General features: G+C 67.2%; 11 protein-coding genes. 2 read left to right on the forward strand and 9 right to left on the reverse strand.

Annotated elements, in window-relative coordinates:
* Positions 1 to 9: 9 nt before the first annotated feature.
* The 4 genes from VFE28_03785 to mfd all read right to left on the reverse strand — a co-directional run bounded on the left by VFE28_03785 (position 10) and on the right by mfd (position 7797).
* Positions 10 to 1410 carry a peptidylprolyl isomerase gene (locus VFE28_03785; GenBank protein ID HZM15100.1) on the reverse strand — a complete coding sequence of 467 codons (1401 nt, stop codon included), beginning with the start codon at positions 1408 to 1410 and terminating at the stop codon, positions 10 to 12.
* A 30-nt stretch (positions 1411 to 1440) separates the two neighbouring features.
* Positions 1441 to 2436 (reverse strand): peptidylprolyl isomerase, encoded by a 996-nt coding sequence (locus VFE28_03790; protein ID HZM15101.1) that lies wholly within the window; start codon positions 2434 to 2436, stop codon positions 1441 to 1443.
* Positions 2433 to 4208 (reverse strand): peptidyl-prolyl cis-trans isomerase, encoded by a 1776-nt coding sequence (locus tag VFE28_03795; protein HZM15102.1) that lies wholly within the window; start codon positions 4206 to 4208, stop codon positions 2433 to 2435. The genes VFE28_03790 and VFE28_03795 overlap by 4 nt, the downstream gene beginning before the upstream one ends.
* 94 nt (positions 4209 to 4302) lie before the next feature.
* Positions 4303 to 7797 carry a transcription-repair coupling factor gene (gene mfd / locus VFE28_03800; protein HZM15103.1) on the reverse strand — a complete coding sequence of 1165 codons (3495 nt, stop codon included), beginning with the start codon at positions 7795 to 7797 and terminating at the stop codon, positions 4303 to 4305.
* Positions 7798 to 7924: 127 nt separating this feature from the next.
* Here mfd and VFE28_03805 point away from each other — a divergent pair, with 127 nt between their 5' ends.
* Together VFE28_03805 and VFE28_03810 are read left to right on the forward strand one after the other, a co-directional pair.
* Complete coding sequence (locus tag VFE28_03805) at positions 7925 to 8683, forward strand: CDGSH iron-sulfur domain-containing protein (GenBank protein ID HZM15104.1); 759 nt, start codon at positions 7925 to 7927, stop codon at positions 8681 to 8683.
* Positions 8684 to 8714: 31 nt separating this feature from the next.
* Positions 8715 to 10526, forward strand: a complete 1812-nt coding sequence (locus VFE28_03810; GenBank protein ID HZM15105.1) for a hypothetical protein — start codon at positions 8715 to 8717, stop codon at positions 10524 to 10526.
* Between the two features lie 34 nt (positions 10527 to 10560).
* Here VFE28_03810 and VFE28_03815 read toward each other — a convergent pair whose 3' ends face one another.
* The 5 genes from VFE28_03815 to VFE28_03835 all read right to left on the reverse strand — a co-directional run bounded on the left by VFE28_03815 (position 10561) and on the right by VFE28_03835 (position 17053).
* On the reverse strand, positions 10561 to 11445 hold the full coding sequence (locus tag VFE28_03815; protein ID HZM15106.1) for an intradiol ring-cleavage dioxygenase: 885 nt from the start codon (positions 11443 to 11445) through the stop codon (positions 10561 to 10563).
* A 31-nt stretch (positions 11446 to 11476) separates the two neighbouring features.
* Complete coding sequence (locus VFE28_03820) at positions 11477 to 13114, reverse strand: hypothetical protein (GenBank protein ID HZM15107.1); 1638 nt, start codon at positions 13112 to 13114, stop codon at positions 11477 to 11479.
* A gap of 388 nt (positions 13115 to 13502) precedes the next feature.
* Positions 13503 to 14633: a hypothetical protein gene (locus tag VFE28_03825; protein HZM15108.1), complete on the reverse strand. Its 1131-nt coding sequence runs from the start codon at positions 14631 to 14633 to the stop codon at positions 13503 to 13505.
* Positions 14633 to 15526 (reverse strand): DUF2167 domain-containing protein, encoded by an 894-nt coding sequence (locus tag VFE28_03830; protein HZM15109.1) that lies wholly within the window; start codon positions 15524 to 15526, stop codon positions 14633 to 14635. The genes VFE28_03825 and VFE28_03830 overlap by 1 nt, the downstream gene beginning before the upstream one ends.
* A 372-nt stretch (positions 15527 to 15898) precedes the next feature.
* Positions 15899 to 17053, reverse strand: coding sequence for a hypothetical protein (locus VFE28_03835; protein ID HZM15110.1), 1155 nt, complete (start codon positions 17051 to 17053; stop codon positions 15899 to 15901).
* Positions 17054 to 17236 lie beyond the last annotated feature (183 nt).

Raw genomic sequence — 17236 nt, forward strand, 5'->3', positions numbered from 1 at the left:
CGGGGCGCTCTAGACCTTCACGTCGACGAAGAACTTCTTGCGCAGGTCGTGCACGTAGCTCTGGAAGAGCTTCTCCAGCTCGCGTTGTTCCATGTAGCGGTGCAGGGGCTCGCGGATTTCCTCGAAGGTGGTCTCCTTCGACTCGTTCCGCTCCAGGATCTTGAGGACGTAGAAGCCGTTCGGGGTGTTGAGGACGTTGCTGATCTCGCCCACGGCGAGGGAATCCACGGCACCGCGAAACTCGGGACGCAAGCCCTCGATGTCCCAGTCGTCCTCCACCATGCCGCCCTTCTCCTTGGTGAGCGGGTCGTCGGAGTACTGCCGCGCCAGGGCCGCGAAATCCTCCCCGGCCAGCGCCCGCCGCCGCAGATCCAAGGCCCGCTCCAGGGCGTTGACGCGGGCGTTCTCGTCGGGCTCGATCTTGATCACGATGTGCCGGGCCGTCATCACCTCGCCGTCGCGGCTTTCCAGCTTGACCACCATGAGGCCGAACTTCGTCGGGATGACCGGGCTCATCTGGCCCGGCTCGAGCTTGCTCACGGCCTCGTCGAAGGCGTCGCTCTCGAAGTCGCCGTAGCGGAACTTGCCCAGCGAGCCGCCATTTTTCGCCGTGGGCCACTCGGACTGCTCGGTGGCGACCTTGGCGAAGTCCTCGCCGCCTTGCAGGCGCTGCAGGATGGCATCCATCTTGGCGCGGGCGGCCTTCTCCTTCTCTTCGTCCCGCGGGATGATCAGGATGTCCGCGAGACGGACGCGCACCGGTGTGCGCAGCAGTTCGGCAGGCACGGAATCGCGCTGGGTGTCGTAGAACTGGCGAACTTCGTCGGCGGTGATGGACACCTGGGGGCGCAGCTCGTTCTGCACCACCCGGGAAGCGAGGATCTGCTTGCGCCTTTGCTCCCGGTGCATGTCGCGCACCTCGGCTTCGGTGAAGCCTTGGCGCTGCAGCTCCCGCCGATAAGCCTCTTCGCCTCCCAAGCGTTCCTTGATGCTGCGGACCTCCTTGTCCACCGACTCGCTCAGCTCTTGCTCGCCCACTTCGTAGCCCTTCACCTTGGCCTGGGCCACCAGGAGCTGATCGTCGATCATGCCGTCCAGCACGGTGCGGAAGAGCTGCTCCTGCTCCGCCTCGCTCATCTCTCCCAGGCTCCGCTGCAGGCGCACCAGGTTCATCTCCCGGAGCACGTCGGAGAGCAGGATGGACTCGTCGTCCACCATCGCCACGATGCGATCCACCATCTCGCGTGCGGCCTGGGCAGGAGCGGCGAAACCGAGCAGGCAAGCGCAGGCACCGAAGGCGAGCCAGCGGCGCGCCAGCGTGAGAGCGCCGCGCCGGCGCGGACGGGCGTCGCCGGCGAAAAGGTGCCGGCGCCTCCGCGGCGCTCGCTGCCGGAATCGACTCGTCTGCATGCGCCTCGCTCCTGTCTCCCGAAGCGGGACTCAGTGCGGCTGCACCGGCTCCGACGGAGCGGTGGTGGAGGTGTCTTCCAGCGGCATGTCCGGATTGGACACGTCCGTGGTATCGAGCACCGTGCTGGCAGTGGTCGGCGCGGTCTCCGGCTCGATGGGCATGCCGGCATAGGCCTTGGCGAGGAAGATGCTCGCTTCCTGCCGCAGCTCGGCGAAGAGCTTCTTCTCCGCCGCGCGCTGCTTCTCCAGGAGCAGCATCTGCATGATCTCGTCGCGGGCCAGTTCGAAGGGCAACGGGTCCGTGGCCGGTCTCCGGCCCACGACCTGGACGATGTGGAAACCGAAGCCGGAAGCGATGGGCCCGCGGACTTCGCCCGGGGCCATCTGGAACACCTCGGGCTCGAAGGCCGGATTCATGGCGCCCTTGCCGAGGAAACCCAGGTCGCCGCCGCGGGGGCCGGAAGGGTCCACGGAGTAGCGCTGCGCCAGGGCGCGGAAGTCGCCGCCGGCCCGCAGCTCCGTCAGCACTTGCCGCGCTTCCTCGGAGGAGTTCACCACGATGTGTCGCAGGTGCACTTCCTGGGTGTACTGGTCGACATGGGACTCGTAGTAGTCCCGTACTTCATCTTCACCCACGCGCACGCGGTTCTTCATTTCCCGCTGCAGGTATTCGTCGGCGAGGATCTGCCGCCGCATCTGGTGCAGCGTCTCGCCCACCTCGGTGTCGCTCTCGATGTGCTCCTTCAGGGCGTGCTGGTACAGCAGCTCGGTCTCGATCCAGCGGTCGAGGATGGCGTAGATCTCGGCCCCGGTGACGCTTTCGCGGTAGTCCGCCGGGATGAGCTTGCGCAGGTCCTCGGCACGCAGCTCGGCGCCGTTGACTTGCGCCAGGGCGTCGGCGCTGCGCTGCGTCGTGCCGCGCCCACCTTGGGTGTCGCCCTTGCCACTGCAGCCCGCCTGGGCCAGGGCCAGAGCCACGAGCACGCCGGCGGCGCCCGCGCCGTGTCTCGCCCGGCGCCGCCTCACTGCGTTCCCGCCTGGATCTTGCCGGGCACGACCACGTCGGTCCGCCGCACCTCGGTGGCGAGCAGGATTTTCTCGTCCACCTCGATGGGGACCTGCTTTTTCCAATCCACCAGGAGTTCGTTCAGGTGCTTCTCGCTCCAGTCGCTCTGCCAGTCCTGCACGACGTTCTCCTTCACGTCCTCGAGGGCGAAGGGGCGCTCCGGGATGATCTGTTGCACCTGCAGCATGACCCATCCTTGCGTGCCCGGGTCGCGACCTCCGGTCTTGAACGGCTGGGTGTACTGGTGCAGCTCACGGGTGAAGGCGCTGTCGGCGATCAAGGCGTGCTTCTGATCGTCCCGCGAGAAGGCCACCGTCCGGACGTCCTCGGGCTTGGTGGCGTTATCGTTGTAACGGATCGCGGTGGCGACGAAATCGGCACCCCCACGGATCTCCTCGTAGGCCCGGCGCACCACCGTCTCCCGCGGGTGGAAGATGACGTTGCAGATCCGCTTTTCCTTCTCCACGTAGATCTTGGCGTGGTCGTCGTAGAACTTGCGCAGATCGTCCTCCGAGGGCGTCGGCACCTGCTCGCCGATGAGCTTGTCGTGCAGCTGTCCGACCATCAGCATCTCGTGGCGGAGCTTCATCTCGTTGACCACCTCGGGGAGCTTGTCGATGCCGTCGGCGCGCGCCTGTTCGATCTGCAGCGGCTTCAGCCACACGTCCCGGATCCAGTAGTACAACCCCTGGGCGCCCACCCACTTCTTGGGTCGCTCGGGCCAGCTCGTCTGGTCGTAGCGGTCGGAGAAATCGCCGACGGTGTATTTCTTCCCATCCACCTCGAAGAGGAGGGTCTCCCGTTCCTGGAAGTTGAAGTCGATGACGGGCTTCACTTCGTTCGCTGGGTCCACGGGCTCGTCCGAATCAGGAGGCATCTTGCGGTTGATGAGGGCGAGCGCCTCGCCTTGGGCGTTGAACTTGTGCTTGGTGAGGATCGACTCGTAGTAATCGTTCGTCGCTTCCCGGCGCTTGCGGCGGGCGATCTGCTCGTCGATCAGCGGGCGCTCTTCCTCCAAGGTCCGCTTCTTCACCGGGCTCTCGGAAAACGGTAGGAAGATGTGCCAGCCATACGCGGTCTCCACCGGCTCCGCCACTTGTCCCATGGGGGTGTCGAAGATGGCCGCTTCCACCTTCGGATTCGCCCGGCCGTACTCCAGCTCGCCGAAGATGGCGCGCTGAGCCACCGGGATCTCCATGCCGTCGTCGCCGATCCGCGGCACGTGGGAGTGCACGTCCACCATGGAGTCGAAGTTGGCTCCGGCGCGCAGCAAGGGGAGCAAGTCGTCCGCTTCCTTCTTGGTAGGCACGATGATCTGCTTGACCAGGATCTTGTGCTTGCTCTCGTCGTAGAACTTCTGGATCTCCGCGTCGGTAGCCGCCACCTTGTCCTTGATCGCGACCTCCACCGACTTGCCGTGCAGGATCTGTTCCTCGAGGATGGCGAACTGCGCCTTGACCTCCGGATCCTCGGCATAGCCGAGCTCCTCCGCCTTGAGCGCCAACACTTCCTTGTTGATGATGAATTCGAGGAACTTCCGCTTCCCCGCCAGGTCCAGGGTGTCCGGGAGCAGCGACCGATCCATCTTTTCCAGGCGATCCTCGTAGTAGGCCTTCGTCACCTGGTGGCTGCCCACCTTGGCAACGACGGCGTCCTGCCGCCCCTCCTTGGACTTGGAGCAGGCCGCGGCCAGGAAGACCAGGGCCCAGATGCTGGCTCGAACCCGTCTCATGGAATGCTCCCTTGGGCTGCGTCTTTCGTTTCCCCGCACCCATCATAGGGCAATGCCCGGTCAGGGCAACCCTCGGGACTGGCGGCGCACGGCTTCACCGGGGGGCGGCGCGCACCTCGCTCCCGGCCCGTGTCCCCGGGAGGCGGTCCAAGAGCTGGGCCACCTGGGTCAGCCGGTTTCCTGGGCGCAGGTGCTGGATGATCCGGAACTCCCCCGCGGCATCGAAGGCGAGCTTGTGCGGTAATTCCCGTACCAAGGTCTCGATCTCGGGCCGGGCGAGCGACCGCCCGGGGCGCAAGACGACTTCGGCGCGCGACCCCCGCAGGCGTACACGCTCCGCCCCGGCGGCGTGCGCAAGAAGCCGTAACTCAGCCACATGCAACAGGTTGGATGCGGATTCCGGGGGCGTCCCGAAGCGGTCCTGGAGCTCCTCCCGCAGAGCCTCTAGCTCCCCCGGTTCCCGGCAGCCGGAAACCCTCTTGTATACCCGCATCTTCTCCTCCGGATCCGGCACGTAGCGGTCCGGGAGCCGGTACTCCAGGTCCACGTCGATCCGCGCCGTGATTTCCTCGGGAGCTTGCCGCCCCTGCAGTTCGCTGGCGGCCTGCTCGAGCAAACGGCAGTAGAGCTCGAAGCCCACCGCCGCCATCTGGCCGTGCTGCTCCGGCCCCAGGATGTTGCCGGCGCCGCGGATCTCCATGTCCCGCATGGCGACGCGCAGGCCCGAGCCGAGGGCCTCGAACTCTTGCAGCGCTGCCAGGCGCTTGCGCGCCAGCTCGGTGGTGGTGCCGGTGCGGGGGACGAGGAAATAGGCGTAGGCCTTGTGGCTCGAACGCCCGACACGGCCGCGCAGCTGGTAGAGCTGCGCCAGGCCGAGCCGGTCGGCGCGGTTGACGATCAGGGTGTTGACGCTGGGGATGTCGAGGCCGCTCTCGATGATCATGCTCGACACCAGCACATCGAACTTCTGGTCGAGGAAGTCGAGCATGACCTTCTCGAGGGCCCGTTCCTCCATCTGGCCGTGGGCCACGGCCACACGCGCCGAGGGCATGATGCGCCGCACGTAGCCGGCCATGGCGTCGATGCTCTGCACGCGGTTGTGCACGAGATAGATCTGCCCGCCGCGGTCGAGTTCGCGCATCATGGCATCCACGATGATCTCTTCGGCGAAGGGGGCGATCTCCGTTTGCACCGGCAGGCGGTCCCGGGGTGCGGTGTTGATGAGCGACATCTCCCGCAGTCCGACCAGGGCCATGTGCAAGGTGCGTGGGATCGGTGTCGCCGTCATGGAGAGCACGTCCACGGTCTGCTTGAAGCGCTTCAACTTCTCCTTGTGAGCCACGCCGAACCGGTGTTCTTCGTCGACGACGACGAGACCCAGCGACTTGAACTCCACGTCCCGGGAGAGCAAGCGATGGGTGCCGATGAGGATGTCCACTTCGCCGCGGGCCACCTTGACGAGGATTTCCTTCTGCTCCTTCGTCGGGCGCAAGCGCGACACCATCTCGACGACGACGGGGAAGTCCGCCAGACGTTCGCGGAAAGTGCCCAGGTGCTGTTGCGCCAGGATCGTGGTCGGCACGAGCACCGCGACCTGCTTGTTGTCCAGCACCGCTTTGAAGGCGGCGCGCATGGCGACCTCGGTCTTGCCGAAGCCCACGTCGCCGCAGACGAGGCGGTCCATGGGAGCGGGCTTCTCCATGTCGACCTTGACGTCGCCGATGGCGCGCAGCTGGTCTTCCGTCTCGTCGTAGATGAACGAAGCCTCGAGCTCCTTGAGCAGGTGCGTGTCGGCGGAGAAAGCGTGACCAGGCTGGGACTTCCGCGCCGCCGCCAGGCCGAGCAGTTCCTGGGCCATGGCGGCGATGGCGCGCTTGGCGCGTTCCTTGATGCGCTCCCAGGCGTTGGTGCCGAGTTTGGTCAGCTCCGGGACGGCGCCCTCCTTGCCCACGTACTTCTCGACCCGGTTCAGCTGGTCGACGCTGACGTAGATCTTGTCGCCGCCGGCGAAGGCGAGTTGCAGGCAGTCGATCTCGGCGCCTTCGACCTGCAACTTCTGGATCCCCAAGTACCGGGCGATGCCGTACTGCACGTGGACGACGAAATCGCCGGGCTGCAGCTCCTCGTATGCCGAGGTGCCCTGGCTGACGCGGTATTTGCGGCGGCGCTGCCGGCGCTTGTAGCGCTGGAAGATCTCGCGGTCGGTGAGCACGACCACGTTGTGCTCGACGAGCACGAACCCGGACTGCAGCTCCCCCACGGGGAAGTCGAGGCGGTCGGCGATGTCGTCCAGGAGCTCTTGCAGGCGCTGCGCCTGCCCGGGGTTGTCGCAGAAGATGTGGATGCGCTGCCCGAGGAGCAGCCGGTGCTCGAGGTCGCGCTGCAGCTCCGCCACCCGGCCGGCGTGCTCTCCGGGCGACTGGATCGCCAGACGCACCACGGGCAGATCGGCGGCCTGGGCGGGCGCTGGCGCTGCCGTGCCCTCCGTGGCCGACGGCGCCGGCTCGAGGAGCTTGTCCAGAGGGGCGCCGCCGAAATGCACCTGGGTGAGGTAGTAGGTGGGCATGCCGGCCGGCAAGGCTTGCAGGACCGTGTTGGGAGCGTAGATCGCCTCGGGTTCCGGCACCGGCTCGCCGCCGCGGCGGGCGTCGTCGAAGAGCTTGTGGATCTCCTCGTCGAGCCGACGTAGCTGCTCGACCACGGCCTCCGGGCGCACCCAGAGCAGGCGCCGGGCATCCAGGAAGAACTCGGTGAGGAGGACCCGCGGCGAGTAGTAGGCCGCGTAGCGCTCCATCCCGTCGAAATGCAGGCGCTCGCGCACGTGGTCGGCGAGCCGAGCGCGGGCGGGCTCGCTGCCCTGTTGGCTCGCACGCAGCCTTTGCTCGGCACGCTGCAAGTTGGCGTCCGAGAGGATGAGGGGAGAGCAGGGAGGCACGAGGGCGGTGGAGATCTCGCCCAGCGAACGCTGCGTCGTGGCATCGAAGAAGCGCATCGATTCGACCCGATCGCCCAGGAGCTCGAGGCGCAGGGGGTTCTCGTAGGAGACGCTGAACACGTCCAGGATGCCGCCCTTGCGCGCGAAGTCGCCGGGCGACTCGACGCGAGGCACGGCGTAGTAACCCATCTCGCCGAAGCGAGCCAGCACGCCGTCGTAGTCGATCTCCCCGCCCACCGCGAAGCGCAAGGTGTAATCGAGGATCTCTTCCGGCGGCTGCACCTTCCACTTCAGCCCCTTCGCCGAGGTGGCGACGATGCAGCTGTCGCCGGAAAGCAGGTGGTGCAGCACCTCGACCTGCTGGCCGGTGATGCCCTTGTAGGGCGAACGTTTCTCGTAGGGGAGGATCTCGAATTCGGGGAAGAGATGCACCGGCGTGTCCGGGAGGAGCGTGGCGAGGTCCTGGGCCAGTTCCTCCGCATCATCGAATTTCGGCGCCACGACCAGCGTCTGTACCGGATGGTCGCGTTGCAGGAGAGCAGCGATGAGGGACGGACTACTCCCGTGCAGGGAGGTGAGCACCCCCCCCTCGGCCTGACGGATCCGTCGCAGCAGACTGTCTTGCGCGGCTCGAGGAAGCAGCCGATCGAGCATCGTTTCCCACCGTTGGGGGGTCCGAACATAGGGGGGGCGGTTCGGGAGTGTCAAGGGAGGGCGCGCTGCCGAGGCACGGTGCTACCATGAGGGACGCCGGCTGGGTGGTGGCGACAACGAGAGGTGGATGCGCATGGGGAGCCATCGTTACCAAGGCGACGAGATCGCCGTGACCTACGAGGTGAAACGCTGCATCCACGCGACGGAATGCGTGCGTGGCTTGCCGAGCGTCTTCGATCCCGAGCGGCGCCCCTGGGTGCGCCTGGAAGGCGCGAGTGCCGAAGAAGTGGTGCGCGTGGTGGAACGGTGTCCCACCGGTGCTTTGCGCTACGAACGCAGCGATGGCACGGTGGAGGCAGCGGCGCTCGTGAACGAGGTGACCCCCTCGCCCGATGGTCCGCTCTACGCCCGCGGCGAGATCGTGCTCCAGGATGCACTGGGGATGGAGATCGCCCGGGAGCTGCGCCTGGCGCTCTGCCGCTGCGGCGGCTCGGCGAACAAGCCTTATTGCGACGGCCAGCACCGGAAGCTCGGCTTCTCCGACCCGGGCGAGGTGCCGCCGCCACCGGTGCCCAGCGCCGCCGCGACGGCAGCCGCAGGAGGACCGGTGGGCGGGGCTCCCGGCGGCGCTGTCGCTGGCGTCAGCGCCCCAGCCGCCCCTGGCACCGGCGCCACCGCTCCCGGAGCAGCACGCTTGCTCGGCGGGGCGTTGCACATCATCTTGACGAAGAACGGCCCGCTCCGTCTCCTGGGCCCCGTGGTCGTCCGCTCCACCGCCACCGGGGTGGCGTGTCCGGCGCAGCGCCTGTCCCTCTGCCGTTGTGGCGGATCGCAGAACAAGCCCTATTGCGACGGCAGCCACGGACGCATCGGTTTCGAGGCTTGAACGCCGCTCCTGCCCCGTGGCGGCTCACACCATGAGGTTCCACGCTCGGCTCCTCGCCGCCATCTTCTTCTGCGGCGCGGCGACGGCTGCGGTCGCGGAGCCGCCCGACAGTCTGGTGGGCGGGAGCACCACGCTCGACTCGCTGGAGGCGAAGCTCTCCCGCAATCGCCTGACCCGCGAGCTCTCCCGCTACGTCTTCCAGCCTTCGGCGCTGCCGCTCCAGGAGCAGGCTGCCGTCACCCCGAGCCTGGACTTCTTCGCCCCCTACGCTGGTCTCACCATCCGCCACATCGTCATCGAACGCCTCGACGTCTTCAGCGCTTACGACGCCGGCGGCGGCGATGCAGTGCAGTCCACCTTGAGTCGCGTCGGCGATGCCCTGCACTTCAACACGCGCAGAGGCATCATCGAGAATTACTTGCTCATGCACGAAGGCGAGAGGCTCGATCCGAACGCCCTCGCCGATTCCGAGCGCCTGTTGCGCGCCGCGCCTTTCCTGCAAGAGGCCAATGTCGTGGTGGCGCCGGTGGAGTCGGCGCCGGATTCGGTGGACCTCTACGTGGTGACGCGGGATCGTTGGACCCTTGGCCTCGACCTCAAGATCAAGAACACCTCGAGTGCCGACATCCGCCTGGCGGACCGCAATTTCGCCGGCTGGGGGCACCATTTCGAGAACCTGCTCCTCATCGACGCCGAGCAACCCCAAGAGCTGGGGTACGTCGGCAGATACCGCGTCGACAACATCAGCGGTTCCTTCGTACGCAACGCCTACGAGTACCGCAACACCTACCGGGAACGGGCCTGGGGCGTGGTGCTTTCCCGCGCACGCGAAGCACCGCAGATCCGCAGCACCGGGGCCCTCGCCTTCGCCATGACCGATCTGAAGCCGGCGCCCGGCGACGTTCCCCGCCAGGCCTTCCTGGAGACCTTCGTATGGGGCGGGCGGGCGTTCCCCGTGGGCAAGGCGCCGCACGGCGGCGTCAGCCGCCAGGCGCTCGTGCCCGCCCTCGGCTACGACTACCTGGACTTCTACGTCCGCCCCGACTCGGTGACCGCCGACTTCAATCGCCCCTTCCGTGATCGGCACCTCGTGCTCGCGAGCTTCTCCTTCACCAAGAGCGATTTCGAACAAGGGCGCTTGCTGCGCGGATACGGCTGGAGAGAAGACATCCCGCATGGGTTGCTGGCGACGCTCACCGGCGGCATGGAGTTCAGTGAATTCGAGAATCGAGCTTACGGCGCCGCGGAGCTCCGGGCGGCGAAGTACACGGGCTGGGGGTATCTCGCCTTCCGCGCCGCCGGCGGCACCTTCCTCCACCAGCGCACCATGGAGGACGGGGTGGTGGATCTCGCCGGCAGCTACTTCACCCCGCTCCTGGACCACGGTGGTTACGGCTTCCGGCAGTTCTTCCAGGTTTCCTATACGCACGGATTTCGGCGGCGGGAGAACGACGACATTCCGCTGGATGGGAGCGCTGGCTTCGCTGGGATCACGGGCTCGCCGCTACGGGATCGGCAGCGTCTGGTGGGTGGTCTCGAATCGGTCCTGCTCACGCCGTGGAAGGCCTTCGGCTTCCGCTTCGGCTTCTTCGGCCGGCTCGACATCGGCACGATCGGCCCCGAGGCCGATTCGTTCCTGGAGGACAAGTACTACTCCATCGTGGGCTTCGGCATCCGTTTGCACAACGAACTGCTGGTCTTCGAGCCCACGGAGCTGCGCTATTCCCACGCCTTGGAGTCCCCCGAGGGCGCTTCCACCAAGGTCTTCGACTTCGGCCCCTTGCCGACGACGCCTTTCCTCGGCCTGGATCCCGGACCGCCGAGTACCATTCCCTATCGCTGACCGCGTCGATGCCCGCCATGCCGGCCACGGACTGCTAGGAGTACTTCGTCTTCACCCCGCTCCAGGTCCCGGGGCGCACGCTCACCACGCCCTGGAGCGCCACCTCGAGGGTCGAGACGTAAGCACTCCCGTCCGGGCTGACGGCGAGGAGCAGCTGCGAGCCGCCTTGGCGGTAGAGGCCGTCGGCGTCGTTGCGGAAGGGGCGCTGTCCCTTGGAGGCGTAAGGCTGCTGGGCATGGACCTGGTCGGTGAGGGCGTCGTCGAAGTAGAGCTGGGAGGTGAAGTCGAAACCGGGGCTGGTGGCCGGAGCCGAGCGGATCTTGACATGCATGTGCACCGTCCGCCCCAGGTACCAGCCGGGATAGATGGTGACGAAGCTCGCGACGCCGCTGGGGTCGGTGATTTGGTAGCCCCGGAGGAACTTCTTCCCCAAGGTGTCGAATCCCGGGTCTTGGACGTCCGAATAGACGCCGAGCGCATCGCAGTGCCAGAGGTCGACGTACGCACCTGCCAGGGGGATGCAGGAGCTGTCGGCCAGCAGCGCCGAGAGATGAATTGCCAGGCGGAGTTCGGCGCCCGGCCGGGTCGAGCCGTCGGAGGGATCAGAGCGGATGTCGGAGCGGAGCAGCAGTTCGTCGACGAAGTACGGTCCCTCGGTCTGCCCCGGCCGGACGATGCACGAGGTGGCGGCTCCGGGTGCCGGCGAGGCAGCAGCGGCAGGCGTTGCGGGCCAGGCTGCGGCACCCGTGCTCGGTGGTGTGCCTGCGGCACCCTGCCCCCACGCTGGGGCAGCATGGTGCAGGAGCGGAGTGAATGCCGCTACGGACCTGCCGAAGAACGCGGCGCCCGTGACGCCGAGGAGCGCGAGTGCCTCGCGGCGGGTGAGGACGTGACCGCGAGGCGCATCATCGTGGGCCATCGCCGTTCCTTCGAGCCTCCTGTTCCATGGATCAATGGATGGCGAGGCCGGCTTCGCCGAGAGCGTCGAGGACGGAGTCGGCGCGCTTGGCGTTGACCCAGCGCCCGACTTCGGCCCGGGCGCGGGCGGGGAAATCGGGATAGAGGGCGAGCAGGCGCTGCACCGCGGCGGCCGCTTGCTCCTTCATCCCCAGCCGGGCGTACACCGCCGCCTGCATGCAAGGCGACCAATAGAAGGACTCGTTCTGCACCCGGAGCGCCATGTCGAGGGCCTCCTCCATTTCGCCGCGCGTGAAGTGCAGGGAGAAGAAGGCGAACCAGTACCAGTCGGGGGGCTCCGGATTGAGCGTCAGCGCCACCTTCATGAACAGGCTGCCACGCTCCAGGTCGTCGCTCAGGATCAGGTGCAGCCCATAGTCGGCGAGGGTATCGGTGTCGTTCATGTTGAGCGCCAAGGCCCGGGCCCCGGCTTCGCGGAAGGCCCGGAGATCGCCGCGCGCGAAATGCGCCAGGAACAGCGCATGGTAACCCCTCGGCTCCAGCGGATCGAGCCGGACTGCGGCCTGGGCGCTTCGCATGCCCTGTTCGCGGGCTTCTTCGCGGCTACCGCGCAGGTTGTAGCCGAAGCGATCCATGTCGAGATACAGATAGGCATGGACGGCGCAGAGCGAGGCGGAGTCGTGCTCCGTCTGCAGGGCGTGTTCCACTGCCTCGAGCGCCCGGGCGTGACCTTCCGGCGCATGGTGGGCGGAATAGGCGTAGAACAACAGCACCGCATCGTAAGCGTCGAGGCTTTCCGGGGGTTTGTGCCGCGCCTGCGCCGCCTCGGGTCGGGCGATCACCCCGTGAGGCTGGGCGATGGTGGTGACCACGTGGTTCGCGATCTCGTCCTGGATGTCGAACACCGACGCGGCGGAGAGGTCCCGTTCGTAGCCTTCCGCCCACAAGACCTTCCCGTTCGTGCCGCTGGAGAGCTCGGCATTCACCCGGATGCGGTTTTCGTCCCGCCGGACGCTCCCGTGCAGGACGTAACGCACGCCGAGGCGCCGGGCGATCTGGGTGATGCCTTCGCGAGCATCGTGCTGGAAAGTCGTGTTGCGGGCGAGGACGTGGAACTCGCGGAAGCGCGATAGGGCGGTGATGATCTCGACGGTCACGCCGTCGGCGAAAAAGCGCTCGCCGCCCAGGTTGTCGAAGGGCAAGACCGCCACCGACGGTCCGCCCGGGAATCCTGGGGTCAACGTCGTCAGATCGGTGGAGGTGAGGGCGGCGATGTCTTCCTGCAAGTGCAGGATGTCCGCCTTCGGGCGGAACACGGGCACGTAGGTTCCCCGCGGCAGCTCGATGAGCACCGGATCTTCGCGCCCGAGGGTGAGGTAATAGTGCTCCAGCCGGCGGCGCAGGCGGCTCGCTTCGACACGCACGCCCGGGTTGGTGGAGGGGTCGAAAGTGTCGTCGCGGTCGAAGACTTCGATGGCGAGGGTGTATTCCTTCAAGCGCTCGGAGCGCCCGGCGAGGGCCTCCTCCACCACGAAGCGGAGAAACCTCCGGCTGCGGTCCGTGCCGGAGAAGTGCGGGCTGGCGAGGATGCGCTCGAGCTGCGCGCGGATGGCTTCCGGCTCCGGAGGCACACCCAGGGCAGGGCCGCCGCCGGACTCTCCTGAGAGCATCCTCCCTCCGGTGCGCACGCCGCGCTGGCAGGCAACCCCATGGTGCACAACAAGAAGTCCAGAGCGCGGCGAGGGCGCTTCACGTTACCTACGGATGGCTACTCCCGTCAACCGCACCGAAAGCCGAGACTTGTGTCCAGGTGGCTCCAAGCCCGGCAACTAGGTCCCGCCCTTCCAGGAGCGCCTCGAGCACCTCGGGCGTACGACCGCAGGGAACCTGCAAGGGGCTGCTCGCGGACTCCTCATGTGGGGAGGGGAGTAGGTTGGCGAAGCGCGAAGCCGATGCAACCAGTCGAGCACCGTCGCTTCGCCAACCATGCCGCACCGCCTAGCGCCCGCGTCGTCCCCGTCGATCCTCCTTGCCGCACCACAGCTGACGCACTTGCTCTCAGGACACCACGGGCTCGGAGAAGGCCACGAGCTGCAGGGGTTCACAGCGTGGACAATCCCCGCTGGCGACCACGAACTGATCGTGGCAGCGCGGACAATAGGCGCGTGCCCCGGGGTGGCGACTCGGTGGTGTCGCTAGAGATTCACCGAGCCCATCCTCGCGCCGTGAAAGCACCTCGCGGAGTCGGGTGTGCACGGTGTGGGCGAACCACACGGCGGTCCCGGCGCCAGCGGGCGACGATCTTTGCGCTCCTAGGGCGAGCCGCGCCAGGGCACGCACTTCGCGAGGGCTCGCCACGGCCATCGCCACCGCGATGGGCTCGAACTCCTCGACGATCTTCTCGGACAGATGGACATGGGCGAACACCGAAGCCACCGGAGCGAGCAGGTTGGTGACGAGCGCCTGGATGCGTTCCGCTCTGTACTCGGGCCGGAAGCGTCGATGGCAGCGCAGGAACAAGGCCGTGTGCGGCACCAGCAGCAGGACCCAGAGACACAACGCGACTTTCCAGGTACGCAGGAGCAGGTCCGGGTCGAAGAGCATGTTGGCGATGACCGCGCCGAGCACGAAGCCCTGCGCCGTGCACACCATCGCCAGTGGCCGGGCGAGACGGGTGAAGTCGGCCACTCGGCGCTGCACGGCCTCGGCATCCAGGCGCGAGGCCACCCAGGTATGGATCAGGGCTTTCCGCGCTGCGAGCGGCGCGCCGCGCAGCTGCTGCAAGTGGGACGCGAAGCGGCGCGCTTCGCCGCTCGTCACGAAGCGGGCGAAGTGTGAGCCATTGACGACAAGCGTCGAGGCTTCGACGCGCATGCTCTCGATGTCTTCGAAGCGGAGGGAATCGCCCAGACACGAGGTGGAAAGCGCTTCGCTGCAGCCCGCCAGGGAGCCTGGCTGGATCCCGGTGGGAGAGAGCGAGCACGGCCACTCGGTGGCGAGCCAGCGCCGTCCCCACGGGACGAAGGGACCGAAGCGCGGGAAATCGCGCCGGCCGCCGGCCGACGGCAGCTCGATCCGGACGCCCGACCACCACTGGACGAAGACAACCGCTCCCGCCGAGAGGAGGAAGGCGCCCTCCAGGGTGTAGAGGCCCAGCAAGACCAGGCCGACTTCGCGCCACTCGGTCATCAGGCAGTGGGAGTGATCGGCTCGCCCCGCTTCCCGAGGAGTCGTTTGACTGTGCGGCCGACGGCGCTCACCACAGCGACGCCGCCGACGATGATCAGTTTGAAGAATTTCTTGAACAGCCCGGTCTTGAGCGCCAGAGCTCCGGCCCCGCCGGCGACGAGTGCGGTCAGGCCGATCTCGGCGACGCGATCACCCTTTTGGAACTCGGCATAGCGGTTGCCGCTCATGAAATCGAAGGTGGAGAGCAGTTCACGATACGTCGGCAAGGTGGCCTCGAGCTCCTCCGGGCCGACGAGCAGGGTGGCGGACATCACCCCACGGCGTCCGAGGACGCGGGTATTGTAGTTGAGCATGGGCCGCCCCTCCGACTCGCCGCGGATGCACCACTCGAGCAGATGGGTGGTCTCGTTGTAGCGCGGTGCGACTTCCCAGCCCACGATGGTGAGTGCCGGGGCTCCATGCTTCTCCCGGTACTTGTTGGCTTCCTCCGTTCCTTTCCTGATGCTCTTCAGGATGGCGTCGGCGTCCAGGCTCGCCTTGTCGTCGTCCTTGACGTAGCCCATGCCGTCGAACTCGAAGACGAGCATCCAGTTCTGGTCCTCGGCGGTGGGCGCGATGACGCCTTCCTCTTGACCCGTGGGTGGGTTGCCGAGGGCTTGCATGAGCTCCCCAGCCTGCTTCTGCCCCAGGAAGACGTAGCCTTCCGGGACCTGGACCTGTGCATGCTTGCCGAGATCGGCACGGAGCGGCCCGGCGACCCAATCGAATGCAGGTTTCTCCTGTGCAGGTTTCTCTTCCTGCGCCGCCAGCGGCGGTGTGGTGGCAACGACGGCAGCGATCGAGACGACCGCACCGAGGAACACACCCAGAGATGGTCGGGAAGTCCTGGTCATGACCCGCCTCCTCCTGAGAGCAAAGGCTTCGGCGTGGAAGCGCCAAAGGGGATTCTTGCGATGGCAACGCAACCAGACGACGGCGATGGACACGGGGGGCTCCAGGGCTTGCCCTTTCCTGGGAAGTCTTTTCCAACCAAGAGGTTCGCCCTCCCCCGGGCAAAATGCAGCAGTCCAGAGCGGTCACTTCTTCGTGCAGGACATATACCAATGGTGACAACGGGCGTCCACGGCGTAGCGCACAGACGACCTGTCGGCACCTGGCCCGGCTCCCGACGGCGGACGTTCCCATCCGGGCCTCGGGTCGCGGTGCGCGCGGAACCGTCTTGACTTCTGGTGGGGAGTCGCACCACCTCGGCAGTGGGCGTTGCCTTAGAAGTGGGCGTTGACCAAGGGGAGCCAACGCAGCCACGGAGGATTGTCGCCGGCGTAATTCAAGAGACCGATCTGCACGCCACGCAGCCGGCGCGCCATGTTGAGCACGCCGAGCGTGAAACCTTCTTGTTTCCCCTGCACGCGATTGAAGATGCAGAGTGACGCGCCCTGCAGCAGACCCCCCTTGCCCACGGTGCAGTAAGCCCCGGTCACGGTGAGGCCGGTGATGTCGACGCCGCCAGAGACGATGCCGCTCAAGGTGAGGCCCGCGATCCGTGGCGATCCGGCGGCGACGCCGGCGATGTTGATTCCCCGCAGCTCCTCGCCGGCCCCGACTCCAATGCCGCCGATTTGGATTCCGGTCATCGTCGTGCCGGCCCCGACGCCGAGCCCGGCGATCTGGATCCCCTTCGTCGCGCCCCCGGCTCCGACGCCGAATCCGGCGATCTGGATGCCCGTCATCGCGCCGCCGGCGCCGATGCCGAGTCCGGCGATCTGCAAGCCGTGGACAGCGGCGCCCGCTCCGAGACCAAGGCCAGCGAAGCCGAGGCCCTCCAGGTCTTCACCGGCGCCGGCGCCGAGGCCGCCGACGAGGATTCCTTGCACCGATCCCTCGGCACCCACTCCGAGGCCGGCGATGACCACGCCTCGGGAGCGACCGCCGCAGCCGCCGCCGAGGCCACCGACGGCGATGCCATCCAGATCTTCGCCGCAGCCGACGCCGAGGCCGCCGAACGCCAGGCCGCGAATCCGCTCCCCCGCACCGACGCCGAGGGAGCCGATCAGGATGCCGTTGGCGTCGCGCTCCGCCCCGATGCCGAGCGCGCCGACGCCGACACCGTGCAGCGTCTCGGCGCCGGTGACCGGGAGCCCGAGGGCGACACCGCGGACGACGCCACGCGAGCGCGCGTGCGGCGACCAGAGCGTGACATGGATCCCGTTCACCTCGCGCAAACGGCGGTCGCGGTAGTTGAGCCGGAGTCCGTGGATCGTCCGAGAATCACCGATGCCGATGCCGACGTCGTGGAAGGTCAGATCCAGGCTGCCGGCGGAGAGGGCCTCTGTCTGGAAGAGGCAGAACGGGAGGAGAAAGAAAGCAACCCAGGAGGAGGCTCGGAGCGGGCAGCGACGGTACCGGAACGGGTTCGTCATCGTCCTCCCCGGCGCATGAGAACGGCAGGACTCCACGAAGTTCTCGGGTCGTCTCACTCATGACGTTTTCCCGGAGCGGTAGGTTCCATCCCGGAGGCCCGCAGCCCTGGAAGGGGCGTCCGTCGCTGCGCCGAGGCCTGGCGAGTCGGGGGCGCCGCCGACGACTCGACGGCGCCGTGACTC

It is taken from the genome of Candidatus Krumholzibacteriia bacterium (assembly GCA_035649275.1).
Lineage (GTDB): Bacteria > Krumholzibacteriota > Krumholzibacteriia.

Bases quoted from the DNA above. Each gene is read 5' to 3' on its own strand.
- VFE28_03785 (HZM15100.1), bottom strand. From the start codon at position 1,410: ATGCAGACGAGTCGATTCCGGCAGCGAGCGCCGCGGAGGCGCCGGCAC.
- VFE28_03795 (HZM15102.1), bottom strand. From the start codon at position 4,208: ATGAGACGGGTTCGAGCCAGCATCTGGGCCCTGGTCTTCCTGGCCGCG.
- mfd (HZM15103.1), bottom strand. From the start codon at position 7,797: ATGCTCGATCGGCTGCTTCCTCGAGCCGCGCAAGACAGTCTGCTGCGA.
- VFE28_03805 (HZM15104.1), top strand. From the start codon at position 7,925: ATGCGCATGGGGAGCCATCGTTACCAAGGCGACGAGATCGCCGTGACC.
- VFE28_03810 (HZM15105.1), top strand. From the start codon at position 8,715: ATGAGGTTCCACGCTCGGCTCCTCGCCGCCATCTTCTTCTGCGGCGCG.
- VFE28_03815 (HZM15106.1), bottom strand. From the start codon at position 11,445: ATGGCCCACGATGATGCGCCTCGCGGTCACGTCCTCACCCGCCGCGAG.
- VFE28_03820 (HZM15107.1), bottom strand. From the start codon at position 13,114: ATGCTCTCAGGAGAGTCCGGCGGCGGCCCTGCCCTGGGTGTGCCTCCG.
- VFE28_03825 (HZM15108.1), bottom strand. From the start codon at position 14,633: ATGACCGAGTGGCGCGAAGTCGGCCTGGTCTTGCTGGGCCTCTACACC.
- VFE28_03830 (HZM15109.1), bottom strand. From the start codon at position 15,526: ATGACCAGGACTTCCCGACCATCTCTGGGTGTGTTCCTCGGTGCGGTC.
- VFE28_03835 (HZM15110.1), bottom strand. From the start codon at position 17,053: ATGACGAACCCGTTCCGGTACCGTCGCTGCCCGCTCCGAGCCTCCTCC.